General features: G+C 72.3%; 13 protein-coding genes and 2 pseudogenes. 11 read left to right on the forward strand and 4 right to left on the reverse strand.

Annotated elements, in window-relative coordinates:
• The 6 genes and pseudogenes from ACX6XY_RS28265 to ACX6XY_RS28290 form a co-directional block, all read left to right on the forward strand.
• A pseudogene (locus ACX6XY_RS28265) lies at nucleotides 1–1,577 on the forward strand (hypothetical protein); the annotation flags it as partial.
• Between the two features lie 148 nt (nucleotides 1,578–1,725).
• Complete coding sequence (locus ACX6XY_RS28270; protein WP_460336821.1) at nucleotides 1,726–3,147, forward strand: serine/threonine-protein kinase; 1,422 nt, start codon at nucleotides 1,726–1,728, stop codon at nucleotides 3,145–3,147.
• Nucleotides 3,144–4,997 (forward strand): serine/threonine-protein kinase, encoded by a 1,854-nt coding sequence (locus ACX6XY_RS28275; RefSeq protein ID WP_460336824.1) that lies wholly within the window; start codon nucleotides 3,144–3,146, stop codon nucleotides 4,995–4,997. Before ACX6XY_RS28270 ends, ACX6XY_RS28275 begins: the two co-directional genes overlap by 4 nt.
• Before the next feature lie 144 nt (nucleotides 4,998–5,141).
• On the forward strand, nucleotides 5,142–6,758 hold the full coding sequence (locus ACX6XY_RS28280) for a succinic semialdehyde dehydrogenase (RefSeq protein ID WP_460336827.1): 1,617 nt from the start codon (nucleotides 5,142–5,144) through the stop codon (nucleotides 6,756–6,758).
• Between the two features lie 63 nt (nucleotides 6,759–6,821).
• Nucleotides 6,822–8,627 carry a GMC family oxidoreductase N-terminal domain-containing protein gene (locus tag ACX6XY_RS28285; protein ID WP_460336830.1) on the forward strand — a complete coding sequence of 602 codons (1,806 nt, stop codon included), beginning with the start codon at nucleotides 6,822–6,824 and terminating at the stop codon, nucleotides 8,625–8,627.
• 409 nt (nucleotides 8,628–9,036) lie between these two features.
• Nucleotides 9,037–9,786 (forward strand): hypothetical protein, encoded by a 750-nt coding sequence (locus ACX6XY_RS28290; RefSeq protein ID WP_460336833.1) that lies wholly within the window; start codon nucleotides 9,037–9,039, stop codon nucleotides 9,784–9,786.
• Between the two features lie 548 nt (nucleotides 9,787–10,334).
• Here ACX6XY_RS28290 and ACX6XY_RS28295 read toward each other — a convergent pair.
• Complete coding sequence (locus tag ACX6XY_RS28295; RefSeq protein ID WP_460336835.1) at nucleotides 10,335–10,673, reverse strand: chorismate mutase; 339 nt, start codon at nucleotides 10,671–10,673, stop codon at nucleotides 10,335–10,337.
• Nucleotides 10,674–11,082: 409 nt separating this feature from the next.
• On the opposite strand from ACX6XY_RS28295, the gene guaA reads away from it, so the two are divergent.
• Together guaA and ACX6XY_RS28305 are read left to right on the forward strand one after the other, a co-directional pair.
• Nucleotides 11,083–12,666: a glutamine-hydrolyzing GMP synthase gene (gene guaA / locus ACX6XY_RS28300; protein WP_460336838.1), complete on the forward strand. Its 1,584-nt coding sequence runs from the start codon at nucleotides 11,083–11,085 to the stop codon at nucleotides 12,664–12,666.
• A 137-nt stretch (nucleotides 12,667–12,803) separates the two neighbouring features.
• On the forward strand, nucleotides 12,804–13,397 hold the full coding sequence (locus ACX6XY_RS28305; RefSeq protein WP_460336841.1) for a Uma2 family endonuclease: 594 nt from the start codon (nucleotides 12,804–12,806) through the stop codon (nucleotides 13,395–13,397).
• A 53-nt stretch (nucleotides 13,398–13,450) separates the two neighbouring features.
• Here the strand turns inward: ACX6XY_RS28305 and ACX6XY_RS28310 are convergent, their stop codons facing one another.
• Nucleotides 13,451–13,804, reverse strand: coding sequence for a hypothetical protein (locus ACX6XY_RS28310; protein ID WP_460336844.1), 354 nt, complete (start codon nucleotides 13,802–13,804; stop codon nucleotides 13,451–13,453).
• A gap of 230 nt (nucleotides 13,805–14,034) precedes the next feature.
• Between ACX6XY_RS28310 and ACX6XY_RS28315 the strand changes: the two genes are divergently transcribed.
• The gene (locus ACX6XY_RS28315) at nucleotides 14,035–14,562 is read left to right on the forward strand and encodes a DoxX family protein (protein ID WP_460336847.1); all 528 of its coding nucleotides are present in this window, start codon (nucleotides 14,035–14,037) and stop codon (nucleotides 14,560–14,562) included.
• Here ACX6XY_RS28315 and ACX6XY_RS28320 read toward each other — a convergent pair.
• Both ACX6XY_RS28320 and ACX6XY_RS28325 read right to left on the reverse strand, forming a co-directional pair.
• On the reverse strand, nucleotides 14,469–14,732 hold the full coding sequence (locus ACX6XY_RS28320) for a hypothetical protein (protein ID WP_460336850.1): 264 nt from the start codon (nucleotides 14,730–14,732) through the stop codon (nucleotides 14,469–14,471). The two genes, ACX6XY_RS28315 and ACX6XY_RS28320, sit on opposite strands and share 94 nt — an antisense overlap.
• Nucleotides 14,719–16,224: a PspC domain-containing protein gene (locus ACX6XY_RS28325; RefSeq protein WP_460336853.1), complete on the reverse strand. Its 1,506-nt coding sequence runs from the start codon at nucleotides 16,222–16,224 to the stop codon at nucleotides 14,719–14,721. Before ACX6XY_RS28325 ends, ACX6XY_RS28320 begins: the two co-directional genes overlap by 14 nt.
• Nucleotides 16,225–16,392: 168 nt before the next feature.
• Here ACX6XY_RS28325 and ACX6XY_RS28330 point away from each other — a divergent pair, with 168 nt between their 5' ends.
• Nucleotides 16,393–17,709 (forward strand): ATP-binding protein, encoded by a 1,317-nt coding sequence (locus tag ACX6XY_RS28330; protein ID WP_460336856.1) that lies wholly within the window; start codon nucleotides 16,393–16,395, stop codon nucleotides 17,707–17,709.
• Nucleotides 17,706–17,893: pseudogene (locus tag ACX6XY_RS28335) on the forward strand (VOC family protein); the annotation flags it as partial. The gene ACX6XY_RS28330 and the pseudogene ACX6XY_RS28335, both read left to right, overlap by 4 nt.

Below are 17,893 nucleotides of genomic sequence, written 5' to 3' on the forward strand. Positions count from 1 at the left end.
TCGACCTTCCGGCGGAAGTACTCCGCCATCTCCGGCAGGGCCGCGAAACGCTGGTTGTAGATGGCGCGCACCCGCACGCGCACCCGCACGCGCACCCGCACGCGCACCCGCAAGCGCAGCCCGACGCGCCCGCCCAGGCGGCGCAGAGCGCTGGAGGCTGGGACGGCCCGGCCGCGCCGGGGCAGCCGCGGCGCGGGCCCGCCACGCCGCTGGCCCTGGAGCGGGCGCGGCAGGCGCGGATGGCCGTCGTCGGCGCGGTCACCGAGCGGTGGTCGCCCGAACAGGCCGGTCCCGTACACGAGAACTGGCAGCTGGCGGCTCCGGTCGGACCCGCCACCGACCTCTGGGCGCTGGGCGCGCTGCTGTTCCGGGCCTTGCAGGGGCATGCCCCGTACCCCGAGGACAGCACGTACGAACTCGTCCAGCTGGTGTGCGCGGAGCCGCCCGCCTTCGCCGAGGAGTGCGGCCCGCTGCGGCCGGTCGTGGAGTCCCTGCTGCGCCAGGACCCCACTGAGCGGCCGGACTTCGAGGAGCTGCGCGGCTGGCTGCGCTCCCTGATCAGGTCGGCGCCCGAGCCGGAGGCCGGGACTGACGTGGTGCCGCTGCCAGCCGTGGAGGCCAGCAGGCTGCCCGTCATACGCCGCCGGGGCGAGCTGGTCCGTAGGCGGCGCGGCGACGCGCACGGTCGCCACAAGCGAGGCAGGCAGCCCAGGGAGAAGCGGGAGCGCCCGGAGGGGCGGGAGCGCCTGGAGGAGCGGGCCGGGCCCCGGCGTCCGCCGCGGGAGGAGCGGGCCCCGCGGCGGCTCGGCCGCACGCTGCTGCTGGCGATCCTGCTGGGCCTGGCCGCGGCGATCGCGTACGCGGTGCTCTTCATGCCGAAGGCCGGGTCGGAGGCCGGGGCGCGGGGCGCGGACGACACGCGGAACACCGGCGCGGGGCAGCCCGGCGGGACGGCGTCGGCGGACCCGGCCGGAGCCCCGTCCGCCCCAGAGGACAAGGAGCCAGAGGACAAGAAGCCAGAGGACAAGAAGCCGGAAGACGAGCCGGAAGGCGAGGAGCCCGACGACCGGGACCCGAAGCCGACCGGCGAGGTGACGCCCGACCCGCGGACCACCGCCCCCGGCGTCCCCGACGGCTTCGTGCTCCGCAAGGACCCGGAGGGCTTCGAGGTCGCCGTGGCCAGCGGCTGGGACCGGCACGCCAAGAACGGCGACGGCCAGGTCAGATACACCGGCGGCGCCTTCGAGCTGACGGTCGTGCCGGGCCGGGACAGCGCCAGCGGCGACGGCGGCGACCCCCTGGCGTACCAGCGCGAGACCGAGCGCGAGCTGCGGCCCTACCGGGACTCGACCTGGGCGACCGCGACCGGGCTGCGCGAGGTCACGGTGGGCGACCGGAAGACGGCCGAGGGCCAGTTCACCTGGCGGGAGTCGGGCGGCGACGTCTATGCCCGCAATCTCGCGATGGTCGTCGACGGCCGTTACCACGTGGTCCTGGTCAAGGGCCCGGAGTCCGAACGCGACGAGGTGACGCGGCTCTTCGAGCAGGCGTCGGAGAGCTACCGCCCGACGGGATGAGCACGCTGACTGCTCGGTACGCGGGCCGGGCCGGGTGGTACACGAGTCAGGCCGGGCGATGCGCGGGGCAGGCTGGTCGGTACGCGGGGCAGGCTGGTCGGTACGCGGGTCAGGCTGGTCGGTACGCGGATCCGGGCATGATGAGTACATGACCAATCATGCGGGCGGCGGCCGTCTGATCGCGGGGCGTTACCGCCTGGCGGCCACCCCACTCGGCCGCGGCGGCATGGGCGTCGTCTGGCGCGCGAGGGACGAACTCCTCGGCCGCGAGGTGGCGGTCAAGGAGTTGCACATCGACGCCTCACTCCCGGCCGACGACGCCTGGCAGCGCCGTGAGCGCACCCTGCGCGAGGCCCGTGCCGTCGCGCAGATCAAACACCCGCATGTCGTGGTCGTGCACGACGTCGTGGTGGACGACGAGCACCCGTTCATCGTCATGGAGCTGATCGAGGGCGGCTCGCTCGCCGACCGGCTCGCCCGGCACGGACCGCTCGGCACGGCCGAGGCGGCGGAACTCTGTCTCGCGGTGCTCGGGGCGCTGCGGGCGGCGCACGCGCGCGGGGTGCTGCATCGCGACCTCAAGCCCGGCAACGTACTCCTGGAGGCCGGAACCGGTCGCGCGGTGCTCTCGGATTTCGGGATCGCGCAGGTCGCCGGGGCCAGCACGCTCACCGAGAGCGGGTCGTTCGTCGGCTCGCCCGAGTACACCGCGCCGGAGCGGATGTCGGGAGCGCGCGCCGGACCGGCGTCCGACCTGTGGTCGCTCGGGGTGCTGCTGTGCGCCGCGCTGAGCGGGCGGTCACCCTTCCAGCGCGACTCGCTGAGCGCGATGGTGCACGCCGTCGTGCTGGCGGAGATACGACCGCCGCCGCAGGCCGGGCCGCTGCTGCCGGTCGTACGGGGTCTGCTGGAGCGCGACCCGGAGCGCAGAATCGATGCGGCACAGACGGAGCGGCTGCTGCGGGCGTACGTGGCGACCGGGGCCCTGCCACGGCAGCCGACGCCTGCCCCGCACCGCCCGGCCGTGACCCGGAGCGCGGTCACGCGCCGCCTGGCCACGGCGTGGCACGCGGTCACGCCCTGCCTGCCCGCACGGCTGCGGGCCGCCGCGCGGGGCGAGGGCGCGCGCGGCGAGGGCTTACGGGACCCGGACGTACGGCGTCCGGGTACGCGGGGCGCGGACGTGCGAGGCGCGGGCGCAGGGGGCGCGGGCCTGCGCCGTCCGGGCGTGCGTGCCGAGGGCGTACGGAGTCCGGCCGTGTGGCGGCTGGGCGTGTGGCGTACCGCCGCGCGGTGGCCGTCGCGGCGTCGCTCTCTGCTGGTCGCCGTCCTGGTGGCGGTCGTGGCCGCCGCGGGGATCTCCGCCGTGGTGCTGCTCCTGGACCGCGACGGCGACCGGGACGGGGACCCCGGCGGCGGAGACCGTACGGGGACGGGCGCGCCCCCGGCCGCCACGCGCACGTACCCCCTGACGAACACGGCGAACGGCGGCAAATGCGACACCCCTGGTCACGGGTCGGTGACCGGGCTGGAACTGGCGGCTCCCCGCGCGGTAGAGATGGACGCATGAGCAGCAACGGGGGATCTCCGTACGACCCCAACGACACCACCAGCTTCACTCTCCGGCCGCCCCAGCCTCATCCGCAGCAGCCCCAGCCGCCTCAGCCGCAGCCGCAGTCGCCGGGTGGGGACCACGCGTACGTGCAGCAGCCCCCCGCGCCGCCTCAGCCCGTCCCCACCCAGGCCGCCCCGCAACAAGCCGCGCCCCGAGCGCCCCAGGCACCCCAGGCACCCCAGGCACCCCAGGCACCCCAGGCACCCCAGGCACCCCAAGCCTCCCAGGACCCCGGTTCCGGGCGGCTGATCGCGGGGCGTTACCGCCTGCTGTCCAAGCTCGGCCACGGCGGCATGGGCACCGTATGGCGCGCCAAGGACGAGACGGTGGACCGCGAGGTGGCGGTCAAGGAGCCCCGCGTTCCGGAGCACCTTCCCGACCGCGAACGCGCCACCGCGTTCGAGCGGATGCGCCGCGAGGCCCGCGCCGCCGCCCGGCTGGACCACCCGGCCGTGGTCAGCGTGCACGACGTCGCGGTCGAGGACGGCCAGCCGTGGATCGTCATGGAGTTCGTCCAGGGCCGCTCGCTGGGCGCCGCGCTCCAGGAGGGCACGCTTGACGCCCGCGAGGCGGCCCGGATCGGCCTCGAAGTCCTGAACGCGCTGGACGCCGCGCACCAGGCGGGCGTCCTGCACCGCGACGTCAAGCCGGACAACGTCATGCTGGGCCGCCATGACCGGGTCGTCCTCACGGACTTCGGCATCGCCCAGATCGAGGGCGAGACCAGCCTGACGGACACCGGCGCGTTCATCGGCTCGCCCGAGTACATCGCCCCGGAGCGGGTGCTGGGCCAGCGTCCGGGGCCCGCGAGCGACCTGTGGTCGCTGGGCGTCGTGCTGTACGCGGCCACTGAGGGCGTCTCGCCGTTCCGCCGCAGCAACACCCCCGCGACGCTTCAGTCCGTGCTCAACGCGACCCCCGCACCCCCCGCGGCCGCGCGGGGACCCCTGGCCGAGGCGATCAACCGGCTGCTCGACAAGGACCCAGGACACCGTCCGGACGCCGCCCGGGTGCGCCAGCTGCTGGAAGAGGCGGTACGGCCGCCGGTGCCCACCCAGATCGTCCAGGCCCCCGGAAACGCCAACAACGCCAACAACGCCAACAACGGCAGCAACGCCAACGGGGCCCGTGACGGAATCCGGGTCGGCCGCAAGACGCTGCTGGCCGCGGGCGCGGTGGTCGTGGCGGCGGTGGCGGCCGCGGCGGTGGCGATCACCGACCCGTTCGCGAAGACGACCGACGAGACGGCCTCCTGGACCGAGCGGACCCCCAAGGGCTTCGGCGCGACGCTCGCCCTGCCCGCGCACTACGAGGAACTGCCGCGCCGCTCCTCGTCGAGCGACAAGGAGCGGGTCGACTACGCCGACCCCAGCGGTTCGATCGTGGTCCAACTCGACGTCCGGCGTAAGGCGGACGACGACTACAACCGGATCGCCAGCACCGCGGCGGCCCAGGCCAGCAAGGACCTGGAGGACATCAAGGGCGGCAGCACCAGCCTGGTGAACGCGGCGGACGACCCGGCCCCGGACGGCGAGACGGACCCGAACGTCGCGTTCCAGGGCGACAAGGCCGCCGAGAACATCGTGACGTACGCGAACGGCAGCATCAGCCTCAACAAGGACAAGCCCGCGCCCCGCGAGACGCGATTCTTCTACTACCTGACGAAGAAGGGCGACATGTACCGGGTCCGGATCGACTATCCGGGCCAGGGCGACGTCACCGAGCGCGGCCGCGAGGTCGCCCGGTCCGTCCTCGATAAACTGAAGATCGACAAGAGCGCCGACAAGAGCGCCGACAAGAGCTGAGCTCGGGGCCGATCGCCTTCACCGGCGCGACAAGCCGCTGATCAGGGCCTTTGTGCCAGCGATCGCTGGCGCGATGTGTGAGCGCGGTGAAAGCTCGTTACCGCCGGGTACCCAAACGCCCGGCGGGCCCGTACGCTCACGCTCATGACGGACTCCCAGGCCCCCGGTACGGCCCCCGGTACGAACCCGATCGCGCCCGCGCCCGAAGGCGCCCGCACCGCGTCCGACGTCGTCACGCCCGAGCTGGTCGCCCAGCTCACCCGAGGCGTCGTGGGATCGGGACGTACCGCCAACCACACGCCGTTCACCGGCGAGAAGCTGGCCGACCTGCCCGAGTCGACCCCGGACGACGTCGAGCGGGCCTTCGAGCGGGCCCGCGCCGCCCAGCGGGTGTGGGCCGCGACCTCCGTACGCAAGCGGGCCGCCGTCCTGCTCCGCTTCCATGACCTGGTGCTCGCCCGCCAGGCCGAGGTCCTGGACCTCATCCAGCTGGAGACCGGCAAGGCCCGCCTGCACGCCCACGAAGAGGTCCAGGCCGTCGCCGTCGCCGCCCGCCACTACGGCCGCAAGGCGCCGTCGTATCTGCGCTCCAAGGGCCACACCGGCGTCGTGCCGACCCTCACCAAGGTCACCGAGAACCGCGTGCCGCGCGGCGTCGTCGGCCAGATCGCCCCCTGGAACTACCCCCTGGAACTCTCCGTCGGCGACGCCCTGCCCGCCTTCGTCTCCGGCAACGCGGTCGTCATGAAGCCGGACACCGAGACCTGCCTGACCGCGCTGTGGGCGCGCGACCTGCTGATCGAGGCCGGGCTGCCCGCCGAGGTCTTCCAAGTGGTGCTCGGCGAGGGCCCGGTGGTCGGCCCCGAGGTCGTCCGGCACGCCGACTACGTCTCGTTCACCGGCTCGACCCGCACCGGCCGCGAGGTCGCCCAGGGCGCCGCCGCCCGGCTGGTCGGCGTCTCCCTCGAACTCGGCGGCAAGAACGCCATGCTGGTGCTCCAGGACGCGGACATCGAGAAGGCCGCCGCGGGCGCGGTGCGCGCCTGCTTCTCGTCGGCGGGCCAGCTGTGCATCTCCATCGAGCGGCTGTACGTCCACGAGTCGATCGCCGACGCCTTCCTGGAGCGCTTCGCGGCCCGTACGAAGGCGATGCGGCTCGGCCGGTCCCTGGCGTACGGCGCCGAGATGGGCTCGCTGGTCGGCGAACGCCAGCTGGAGACCGTCACGCGGCACGTCGACGAGGCCGTGGCGAAGGGCGCCACGCTGATCGCGGGCGGGACGCACCGCCCGGACATCGGCCCGTACTTCTACGAGCCGACCATCCTGGACGGCGTCGAGTCCCCGATGGCGGTGTGCACCGAGGAGACCTTCGGCCCGGTCGTCTCGGTCTACCGCTTCACGGACGAGGACGAGGTCATCGAGCGCGCCAACGCCACCCCGTACGGGCTGAATGCGTCGGTGTGGACGAAGGACGGGCGGCGCGGCCGCGCGGTCGCGGCCCGGCTGCGCACCGGCACGGTGAACGTCAACGAGGGCTATGCGCCCGCGTACGGCAGCGTTCAGTCGCCGATGGGCGGCATGAAGGACTCGGGCCTCGGCCGCCGCCACGGCTCCGAGGGCATCCTCAAGTACACCGAGGCGCAGACCGTGGCCCACCAGCGGCTGATCCCGCTGGCGCCGTCCTTCGGCATGGACGACGAGGCGTACGCGCGGTTCATGACCCGCAGCCTGCGCGCGATGAAGGCGCTGCGCCTGCGCTGACCGAGGCTGGGGGTTCCTTCAGCCGCCTAACCCGCTGACCTGCACTTTCCTCTGGAGGTATCGGTGTCACAGGACGAGTCTGCCCAAAACGGTGTGGAAGACGGCTACGACTACGACTACGACGTGATCGTGGTCGGCTCCGGCTTCGGCGGCGCGGTCTCCGCGCTCCGCCTGACGGAGAAGGGCTACCGGGTCGGCGTCCTGGAGGCCGGACGGCGCTTCACCCGCGAGTCGCTGCCCCGCAACTCCTGGGACCTGAAGAACTTCCTGTGGGCCCCGGCGCTCGGCCTGTTCGGCATCCAGCGCATCCATCTGCTGGGCAACGTCATGGTGTTGGCGGGCGCGGGAGTCGGCGGCGGCTCCCTCAACTACGCCAACACGCTTTACGTACCGCCCCCGGCGTTCTTCAACGATCCGCAGTGGAAGGACATCACCGACTGGCAGGACGAGCTCCAGCCGTACTACGACCAGGCCAAGCGGATGCTCGGCGTACGCCTGAACCCGACCATGACCGCGTCGGACGTCCATCTGAAGGCCGCCGCGCAGGCGATGGGCGTCGGCGACACCTTCCACATGGCCCCGGTCGGGGTGTTCTTCGGGGACGGCGACGACGCCGCGGGCGAGTCGAAGGCCGCGCCGGGCGCCGAGGTGCCCGACCCGTACTTCGGCGGCGCCGGTCCGTCCCGTAAGGCCTGCACCGAGTGCGGCGAGTGCATGACGGGCTGCCGTCACGGCGCCAAGAACACCCTGAACGAGAACTATCTCTACCTGGCCGAGCGGGCGGGCGCGGTCGTGCACCCCATGACGTCGGTCGTCGCCGTCACCGAGGACTCGCGGGGCGGCTTCGCCGTGGCGACCCTCCCCACCGACGACAAGCGCAAGGGCAAGGGCCGTACGTACAAGGCGAGACGGGTCGTGATCGCGGCCGGAACCTACGGCACGCAGACCCTCCTGCACCGCATGAAGGACACGGGCCTGCTGCCGCACCTGTCCGCCCGGCTCGGCGACCTGACCCGTACCAACTCCGAGGGCCTGGTGGGCGCGCAGACCACCGACCGCCGCTACCGGAAACGGCACGGCGCGGACAAGGCCGACTTCACCCGCGGCGTGGCGATCACGTCCTCCGTCCACCCCAACGCCAACACCCATATCGAGCCGGTGCGTTACGGAAAGGGCTCGAACTCGATGGGCGGTCTGACGGTCCTTCAAGTGCCGTACGGACCAAACCGGGTCGCGCGCTGGCTCGCCAACTGCGCCCGCCACCCCCTGCTCACCGCGCGCTCGCTCTCGAACCGGCGGTGGTCGGAACGGTCCATGATCGGCCTGGTCATGCAGTCCCTGGACAACTCCCTGACCACGTACCGCAAGCCGAAGGGCCTGGGCAAGGGCCTGCTGACGGCCCGGCAGGGCCACGGCGCGCCCAACCCGACCCAGATCCGCGAGGCGACCCAGGCGGCGACCCTGCTCGCCGAGGAGATCAACGGCTTCCCCGGCTCCAACGTCGGCGAGCTGATGGGCACCCCGCTCACCGCCCACTTCCTGGGCGGCTGCCCGATCGGCGACTCGGCCGACTCCGGGGTGATCGACCCGTACCACCGGCTGTACGGGCATCCGGGCATCTCGGTGGTCGACGGCGCGGCGGTCACGGCCAACCTGGGCGTCAACCCGTCCCTGACGATCACCGCGCAGGCCGAGCGCGCGATGTCCCTGTGGCCCAACAAGGGCGAGCCCGACCCCCGCCCGGCCCAGGGCGCGGGCTACACCCGGCTCGCCCCGGTGGAGCCCAAGTCACCCGCGGTGCCCGCGGAGGCGTTCGGCGCGCTGCGGCTGCCGTTCCTGGGGCTGCCGACGGTCCCGCCGAAGCGGTAGCGCCCGCCGGGCTGCTGTCCGGCCCCCCACACGCATGAAGGGACCTGCGCCCCCCTCCGAGCGCAGGTCCCTTCGAGCTGCGGCGGCTCAACAGCCAAACGGCCAGTCGTTCAGAGAGACGTGGCCGTTGTTCCGCATGCATGACCAGTGACCCCGGTGAATGGTTGCCCTGAGCCTCACAGGAAGTTCATGTGTGCTGGATCACGTGACTTGTGGGCGGCCTCGGGAGGCGGGCGGGTCGCGTGGCGGTTGTGTGGTGGTCGCGGGGCGGTCCGGCGTGGGAGGTCTGATCGTTACCGAAAAGCGTCGGGACAGCGCTGGTCGGGGAGCTCGCTAGGGCCTTTCGTTGATCAATAGCGTGCCTGGGGTGCGCCATTGAACAAGATGGAAAGAAAGAAGAGTGGGAAACGTGAAGGCATCTGTGTCGCGGGTCGTCATGGCCGCGTCTGTTGCGGTAGTGCTCGGGTTCACGGCCGCGTGCGGTGGCAGTGGCGACGAGGGAGCGGGTGACGCGAAGTCGTCCCCGGCGGCATCGGAGCCGGGTGCGAAGGAGAAGGAAGAGCCGAAGGAGAAGGAAGAGCCGAAGGAGAAGGCGAAGCCGCTGAGCGCCGCGCAGTTGAAGGAGGCCCTCATCGGCGCGGGTGACCTCGAAGGCTACAAGGCGGAGGACCTGCCGCCCGCCGAGTGGCCCACGGAGTCCGTCCCGGTGACCGATGACCCCTGTCAGCCGCTGGGCGACATGGTCATGTTCTCCATGGGGACGAAGCCGGAAGCGCGTGTCGGCCGGACCTTCGGCGATGCGAAGCTCAGTGCTTTCAACTTCGTCGCGCTGCTCGCGCATGAGCAGGACGACGCCGAGAAGGGGCTTGACCGCCTGCGTACTTCCGTGGACAAGTGCGGGAAGTTCGACCAGGACGACAGCAGCTTCGCGGCTGTGAAGTCCCAGCCGGACCCCAAGCTGGGCGATGAGTCCGTGGCGTACCACCTCATCGAGGAGATCAGCGGAGAGGACGTGCCGAGGTCCTTCACCGTCGTACGCAGCGGCTCGACCGTGGCGGTCTTCTCCAGCATGAACGTCACGGCCAAGGGGAAGACCGAGACGCCTGCCGCGATCGTCGAGGCCCAGATGGCCAAGCTGGAGAAGGTCGCGGCTGAGTGATCTCTCCCGTACCGGGAGCGCCGTCCGGCGGCGAGCGAAGGGCCTCGCGGATTCAGTGGATTCACTGGTCCGCGGGGCCCTTCGCCGTGCACCGACGTCAGGGCGGTGTCGGTGCCGGGCGGGGCGGCGCGTGGGGGAGGAGGGGAGCGCCGCTGGTCGCCGGGAGGGGGAGTACGGGGTGCGGGGGTACGGGGGTGTGGGTGCGGGTGCGGGGTGTGCGGTGTCAGGGGGTGACCGCCGGTCGGTTCCGGGCGTCCCCGGAACCGACCGTCTTTACTCAGGTGACCGGGCTGCTGTCCCCTGCCGTCCGGTCACGCTCTGGAGCGAGGTCCCACGACGTTCGGTACGAGCCACGAGCTCGGGCCGCACGTCTCATCGCTCCAGCGAAGCCACGCGTGGTTCTTTCGGGCCCGCCCCTGGATGACACGGACACCCGGACCAACGAAGCCCGTCGGGGCGCGGTCACGGTGCCGTACGAGTGAGAACCGGGCGAACGTGGGTGCGTACGCCCACACGGAGGTACGCGCCAGCCGTACCCCGGCCCCGGCTCAGATCCGGCCCCGGCAGAGTTCCAGCAGGGTCATCGCCAGCGACGTACCCGGCTTGCCGAGCGCGTCCCGGTAGTGGCTGAGGACGTCCATCTCGCGGGACAGGTTCACCCGGCGGCCGCCGGACGCGATGCGGGACTGCTGGATCACCGCCGACACGGCCATCCGTTCCTGGACGAGGCCGATGATCCGGTCGTCCAGCGCGTCGATGCGGTCGCGGGCGTCGGTGATCAGGGACGCGGCGTCCTCGGTGCGGGCGCCGGTCTGCTCGGTGCCGGTCTGCTCGACGCCGGTCTTCTTGGCGAGGGGATTCTCGGCGAGGGTCTTCGTCGCGGTCATGGTGGGGCTCCTCCTGCGTAGGTCTGCGTAGGTCCGCGGGACCCCGGAGCGGTCGGACCCAGGGAGGAAAACGACAGGCGCCCCTGGGCCTTGTCGGCCTCGGGGCGCCTGGGAAGTCGCTTGTCAGTGGATCAAGCAGCACGACCATGGCAGCCGGCAGGCCGGTTGCCATAGGTAAACACGAAGATCGCGAAGATCTCGCGGCGCGGGTGCTTGGTCACGGGCACAGTATGACCCCACGGCCGCCCACCGGGTCAACGCGGGACGGGCCGCGGTTCGGATGGTGAGACGAGGGGGCACTCCCGTGCCCCGTTAGAATCGACAAAGAGAGGTTCCTCGGGCCGTCCCCCGGACGCGGGCCCTCTCCAGGCCCCCTCACCCATCGCCGGAAGGCCACGCAGTGCCAGCAGTGTCACCAGGTTCCCCCGCCGCCGCCCCAGACACCGTGCTGGTCGTCGACTTCGGTGCGCAGTACGCCCAGCTCATCGCCCGCCGCGTGCGTGAGGCGCGGGTCTACAGCGAGATCGTCCCGAGCACCATGCCGGTCGCCGAGATGCTCGCCAAGAACCCCGCGGCGATCATCCTCTCCGGCGGCCCCTCCTCCGTGTACGCGGAAGGCGCGCCCCGCCTGGACCGCGCGCTGTTCGAGGCCGGGGTCCCGGTCTTCGGCATGTGCTACGGCTTCCAGCTGATGGCCACCACGCTCGGCGGCACCGTCGACAACACCGGCGCGCGCGAGTACGGACGTACCCCCCTGCACGTCTCCAAGTCCGGCTCGACCCTCTTCGAGGGCACCCCGGACGAGCAGTCCGTCTGGATGTCGCACGGCGACGCCTGCTCCGCCGCGCCCGAGGGCTTCACGGTCACCGCGTCCACCGACGTCGTGCCGGTCGCGGCCTTCGAGAACGACGAGCGGAAGCTGTACGGCGTCCAGTACCACCCCGAGGTCATGCACTCCACGCACGGCCAGCAGGTCCTGGAGCACTTCCTGTACCGGGGCGCGGGCCTCACCCCGTCCTGGACCATGGGCAACGTCATCGACGACCAGGTCGCCGCGATCCGCGAGCAGGTCGGCAGCAGGCGCGCCATCTGCGGGCTGTCCGGCGGCGTGGACTCCGCGGTCGCCGCGGCCCTCGTGCAGAAGGCCATCGGCTCGCAGCTGACCTGCGTGTACGTCGATCACGGGCTGATGCGCAAGGGCGAGACCGAGCAGGTCGAGAAGGACTTCGTGGCAGCCACCGGCGTACAGCTGAAGGTCGTGGACGCCTCCGAGCGGTTCCTGTCCGCCCTCGCCGGGGTGTCCGACCCCGAGCAGAAGCGGAAGATCATCGGCCGGGAGTTCATCCGGGTCTTCGAGCAGGCCCAGGCCGAGATCGTCGCCGAGGCGGCGGGCGGCGAGCCGGTGTCCTTCCTGGTGCAGGGCACGCTCTACCCGGACGTCGTCGAGTCCGGCGGCGGCACCGGCACGGCGAACATCAAGTCCCACCACAACGTGGGCGGCCTCCCCGAGGACCTGGAGTTCGAGCTGGTCGAGCCGCTGCGCAAGCTGTTCAAGGACGAGGTCCGGATGGTCGGCCAGGAGCTGGGCCTGCCGGACGAGATCGTCCAGCGCCAGCCCTTCCCCGGCCCCGGCCTCGGCATCCGCATCGTCGGCGAGGTGACGCGCGAGCGTCTGGACCTGCTGCGCGAGGCCGACGCCATCGCCCGCGAGGAGCTCACGGCGGCCGGTCTCGACCGGGACATCTGGCAGTGCCCGGTGGTGCTGCTCGCGGACGTCCGCTCGGTGGGCGTCCAGGGCGACGGCCGCACGTACGGCCACCCGGTCGTGCTGCGCCCGGTCTCGTCCGAGGACGCGATGACGGCGGACTGGACGCGGATGCCGTACGACGTGCTGGCCCGCATCTCGACCCGGATCACCAACGAGGTCGCCGACGTGAACCGCGTCGTGCTCGACGTGACCAGCAAGCCGCCGGGGACGATCGAGTGGGAGTGACCCTCCCCCACGGACCCCGCCCGGCCCCGTAGGCGGGTCAACGCCTCTGCCGTCGCTCATTCGTTTGAGCGGCGGCATTGTCGTATCCGCTGGGTACGCTGACGGCAGGGCCCAGAATCCCGTCCATGGGAGGAACCATGACTGCTGAGCCGCTCCCCGCTGCCTCTGGGTGGCCGGTGCCGCCGCAGGACGGATACACCGTGGACGACCTGCTGACGCTGCCCGACCTCCCGCCGCACACAGAGTTGATCGACGGGAGCCTGGTCTTTGTGAGCCCGCAGCGGATCTTTCACAGTCTCGTGATCGACCTTCTGGTCGGTGGCCTGCGCCGTACGGTGCCACCCGGACTCAGGGTGATGCGGGAGATGACGGTCGTGATCGACCGGCGCAACGGCCCTGAGCCGGATGTCTCGGTGGTGCGCGCCGCGTCGGTGCGGAGCCGGGAGCAGACCTACTTCCAGGTCAGGGACGTGATGCTGGCGATCGAGGTGGTCTCGCCGGATTCCGTGTCCCGTGACAGCGACACCAAGCCGCACAAGTACGCCAACGCGGGTATCCCGTACTTCTGGCGGGTCGAGATGGCCAACGTGAACGAACGGCCGGTCGTCCACACGTTCGCACTTGACCAGGAGCGGCGGGTGTACGAACCCGTCGATGTCTACCACGACCGTCTCAAGCTCTCCGTCCCGTTCGATATCGACATCGACCTCAGCGCGATCGAGGACATGTAGCGAACCCGCTCACTGAGCGAACCCACCCACCGGCGGTACACCGTGCGCGCCTCCTACGGATGGTCCGCGAGGTGCTCGCGGGCGGCCTCGACGAAGGCTGTTCGCAGGCGGGTGTACCGCTCCCAGACGCCGTCCGGTTCGGTGTCCTCCGTGTGCATGGCGCGGATGCAGTCGACCAGGGCGCGGGCCTCCTCCACGGGGCCGAGGCCCTCCAGGTCGATCATGTTGAACTCGGACTGGGTGCGGGTGTACGCGGCGTCGGTCTCGGTCAGGGCCCACTGCTTGTCGGTGTAGTCGCCGCGCCAGCGGTGCCAGCACACGCGGGCCTCGGCGTCGGTGGCCGTGAGGAAGGCGGCGTAGGTCGCGCGGTGCGCGAGATAGACGCGGGTCCAGTCCTGCTGCGCCACGGTGGTGCCTCCAGTCGGGGATGTTCCGGGACGTTCCGGGACGGGGCGGGGCGGTCCAGGGCGGTCCAGGGCGGTCCGCCAGGGATGACGGGTGCTCAGAAACCATGGCACGGGAGTGATCGACGGTGAAGCCCTGCGGCTTGGTGAGCTGGACGTTCCCGGCGTGCGTATGGTCCCGTTGAGGAATCAACGGAGAGGCGGCGGGCCCGATGACGCACAGCAGCGGTGGGATGCGGACCGACCTTTACGACATGCCGGGGGACGGGCACGGCGCGGGCGGCTGGCGCGGCACGGGCTGGCGGGACGCCGCCGCGCGCTACGCGCTGCTGCCGCTGCGCGTCTTCCTCGGCGTCACCTTCGTCTACGCGGGACTGGACAAGCTGACCGACCCCGCCTTCATGTCCGCCACCGGCGCCGGGTCGATCGGCGAGACGATGCGGGGCGTACGGGACATCTCGGCGATCCCGGCGCTGGTCGACCTCGCGCTGAAAAGCCCCGTCGGCTTCGGGTACGCCATCGCCTTCGGCGAGCTGGCCGTCGGCATCGGCACCCTGATCGGCCTGCTGGCCAGGATCGCCGCGCTCGGCGGCGCGCTGATCTCGCTCAGCCTGTGGCTGACGGTCAGCTGGGCCGTCGAGCCGTACTACTTCGGCAACGACCTGGCCTATCTCATGGCCTGGCTGCCGTTGGTGCTCGCGGGGGCGTCCATGTTCTCGCTGGACGCGATGCTGCGGCGGCGACGCCGCCGGATGCCGTAGGCCACGCCCGACACGACGGCCGCCAGGAACAGGCCCGCGACGACGAGCGGGATCACCGCGTACCACGGGACGTCCCACGCGCCGTCCGCGTCGCCCGCGTACAGCACTCCCGCGGTCGTCAGGGCGAGGCCCGCGACCAGCTTGCCCGGCTGGAACTCATGGCGCAGCACGGGTCACCTCCACCTGTCCGATACCGACTTCGAGGTCGAGCTCAAGAGTGCCGCCGCCGTCCTCGGCCTTCGGCGGACGCAGCGTCTCCTCTCGCTTCTGGTCCACCTGGACGTCCACATCGGTCCGCTTCCCGTCGCCGGGCAGCCGGAGGTCGCCGATGCCGACCTCGGCCCGCACCTCCACCGTCACATCGCGCGGGACGATCACCTTCAGGCGGCCCGCGCCCACGTCGGCGCTGGTGCGCAGCGGTTCGTCGGCGGACAGCTTGAGCCCGCTCAGGTCGAGGGTGCCGTCGCCGGTGCCGAGATCGTAGGTCGTGCGGACGTCGGAGACCGTCGCGGGCGTCCACTCCGTGCGCATCCAGTCCGTGGTGATGCTGGCCGGGAGGGCCGCCGCTCCGGCCATCAGGCCCGCGGTGATCACTGCGAGGATCACCGACCCCAGGCCCGTACGCCCGAGGAAGGCGCTGACCGCGATGCCCAGGCCGAAGACGATCAGGGCGTAGGCGAGGCCGGTCTGGAGGCTGTCGCCGAGCGTGCTGCCGTCCCAGGTCGCGGCCGTGCCGATACCGCCCGCGAGGAGTGCGAGCAGGAACGTCCAGCCGCCGATCCAGCGCGGGCCGCGCGGCCCCGGCGGGGCGGACGCCGGGCGCTGGAGCGCGCGGGACTGGCGCGGCGGGGCCCACGGGTGGTGGGTCGGCTCGTACCGGATCTCGGTTCCGGCCAGGTCGGCGGGCCCCCAGAAGTAGCCGGTGGGGCCGACGTGGGTGCCGTCCTTGACGATGGGGTCCCGCCACCAGGAGGGCGGGGCGCTGGACACGGGCGGCGCTTGGGCCTCGGGCGGGGCGTCGGCGACGGTGCGTTCCGTGCTCGGGTCCGGGTCGGTGGTCGAACGCTGCTGCGACCAGTATCCCGCGCCCGCGAGCAGCAGGCCGAGCACGGCGGCGAAGGTGAGCACTCCGCTGTTGTTCAGCATGGACAGGAAGAGGCCGCAGCCGACGAGGGCGAACAGCAGCGCGGTCAGCGCGGGGCCCTCGACCCGCCCGGACAGCAGCCGCCGCGCCTCGCTCTCCTGCCCGTCGTCGTCGAACGGGATCAGCAGCCACGCGAAGCCGTAGAAGATCAGCCCGACGCCGCCGGTGATCGCGAGCACGGCCAGGCCGATCCGGAAGATCACCGGGTCCATGTCGTAGCGCCGTCCGAGCCCGGCGCAGACACCGCCGAGCAGCTTGTGCCGCCGGTCGCGACGCACCTTGATGCGGCTGCCGCTGAGTGAGTCGGCGTGGACGCCCCAGTGGTGGCCCCAGCCGCCCCCGTGCCCGTCTCCGTGCCCGCTCCCGTGCCCGTCTCCGTGCCCGCCCCTGTCCGCGTCCGCGTGTCCGGGCGCGGCCGCGTGCGCCGAGCCGCCCGGCCGTCCGGGCGGCTCGCCTCCCGGCTGCCCCGGTGGCTCGGCGTCGTGCGGCTCCGGGGCCGCGGCGTGCTGATCCGTCATACGTCCATGGTGACGGGCGGGGGCCCGGCGCGGCAGGCGGGACAACCCTGGCGCTTCCCTGATATCGCCCCTGAGGTGACCTGCCGAAAGGGATGCCGACGGAGATCAGGGACGTCTCGGGGACCGACCCTGATGCCCCGCGCCCCGCCCCCGTGTGACTATCGGGGCATGCCCGGAGCCGCCACCGCGACCACGACCCCGACCGAAGAACCGCCGCCGCTGCGCAAGCTCTACCGCAGCGGCGACGGCCGCTGGCTCGGCGGCGTCGCTCGCGGCCTCGCCGGGCATCTCGGGCTGCCCGTGGTCTGGGTGCGGCTGGTCTTCGTCGGCCTGTTCATGGCGGACGGGCTCGGCGCGCTGCTGTACGCCGCCTTCTGGTTCTTCGTCCCGCTCGGCGTCGGCGGTGTGGGCGTCGGCGCGGGTTCCGGCGGCGAGCGCCCGCACACGGTCACCACCGAGACGGGCCACGACGGCCGCCGCAGGCTGGTGGTCCGCAAGGTCGACAAGGGCCAGTTCGTCGCCCTCCTCGCGATGGTCATCATCTCGATGGTCTTCGTCGGCTCCGTCGACATCGGCGGGAACGCCCAGGCGTATCTGTGGCCCACCGTCCTGGTCGGCGCGGGCGTCGCGCTGGTCTGGCGGCAGGCGGACAACGCCCGCAGGGCCCGCTGGATCGCGGTCGGCCGCCGTCGCCGGACGCTGAACCTGGCCCGGTCCGCCGCCGGGGTGCTGCTGGTCGGCGCGGGCGTCTCCAGCATCTTCATCGTGCAGGGCTCGACCCACGACCTCGGCGCGGTGCTCCAGGCGGCGCTCGCGGTGTTCGTCGGCATCGCGCTGCTGGCCGGTCCCTACCTGGTGCGGATGGCGCAGGACCTGTCCGAGGAGCGCCTGATGCGCATCCGGGCCCAGGAGCGCGCGGAGGTCGCCGCCCATGTCCACGACTCGGTGCTGCACACCCTCACCCTGATCCAGCGCAACGCCGACAACGCGGGAGAGGTGCGCCGCCTCGCCCGCGCCCAGGAACGCGACCTGCGCACCTGGCTCTACAAGCCGGAAGGCACGGGCAAGGAGGAGGACGACGAGCCCGACACCCTCGCCGACGCGGTCCGCGGGGCCGCGGCCGAGGTCGAGGACAAGCACGGCGTGCCGATCGAGGTCGTCGTCGTCGGCGACTGCCCGCTGGACGAGAAGCTGACCGCGCAGATGCAGGCCGCGCGAGAGGCCATGGTGAACGCCGCCAAGTACGGTGGCGAGGGCGGCGCGGTCCAGGTCTTCGCGGAGGTCGAGGGGGACACGGTCTTCGTGTCCGTCCGCGACCGTGGACCCGGCTTCGACCTGGACGCGGTTCCCACCGACCGGATGGGCGTACGAGAATCGATCATCGGCCGGATGGAGCGGCACGGCGGTACGGCGCGACTGCGCTCGCCGCAGGGCGGCGGCACGGAAGTCGAGCTGGAGATGGAGAGGACGGCGACGACGCCATGAGCGACATGACCGACGCGAACGCGAGCGCGAGCGCGAGCGTGGGGGCGGGTTCGGGTGCGGGCGCGGGTACCGGCGCGGGCACGGGGCCAGAGGCCCCGGCCGGGCGCGCGGAGGCGACACCCGGCGCGCCCGTCGGGACGGACGGCACCGGCTCGGGCGGCGCGGGAGCGGCCGAGCGGCCCGC

The organism is Streptomyces sp. O3 (assembly GCF_054788135.1).

Excerpts from the sequence above, each read along its gene's own strand:
- ACX6XY_RS28325 (WP_460336853.1), bottom strand. The coding sequence starts at position 16,224 with ATGACGGATCAGCACGCCGCGGCCCCGGAGCCGCACGACGCCGAGCCA.
- ACX6XY_RS28280 (WP_460336827.1), top strand. The coding sequence starts at position 5,142 with ATGACGGACTCCCAGGCCCCCGGTACGGCCCCCGGTACGAACCCGATC.
- ACX6XY_RS28315 (WP_460336847.1), top strand. The coding sequence starts at position 14,035 with ATGCGGACCGACCTTTACGACATGCCGGGGGACGGGCACGGCGCGGGC.
- ACX6XY_RS28330 (WP_460336856.1), top strand. The coding sequence starts at position 16,393 with ATGCCCGGAGCCGCCACCGCGACCACGACCCCGACCGAAGAACCGCCG.
- ACX6XY_RS28270 (WP_460336821.1), top strand. The coding sequence starts at position 1,726 with ATGACCAATCATGCGGGCGGCGGCCGTCTGATCGCGGGGCGTTACCGC.
- ACX6XY_RS28275 (WP_460336824.1), top strand. The coding sequence starts at position 3,144 with ATGAGCAGCAACGGGGGATCTCCGTACGACCCCAACGACACCACCAGC.
- ACX6XY_RS28305 (WP_460336841.1), top strand. The coding sequence starts at position 12,804 with ATGACTGCTGAGCCGCTCCCCGCTGCCTCTGGGTGGCCGGTGCCGCCG.
- ACX6XY_RS28295 (WP_460336835.1), bottom strand. The coding sequence starts at position 10,673 with ATGACCGCGACGAAGACCCTCGCCGAGAATCCCCTCGCCAAGAAGACC.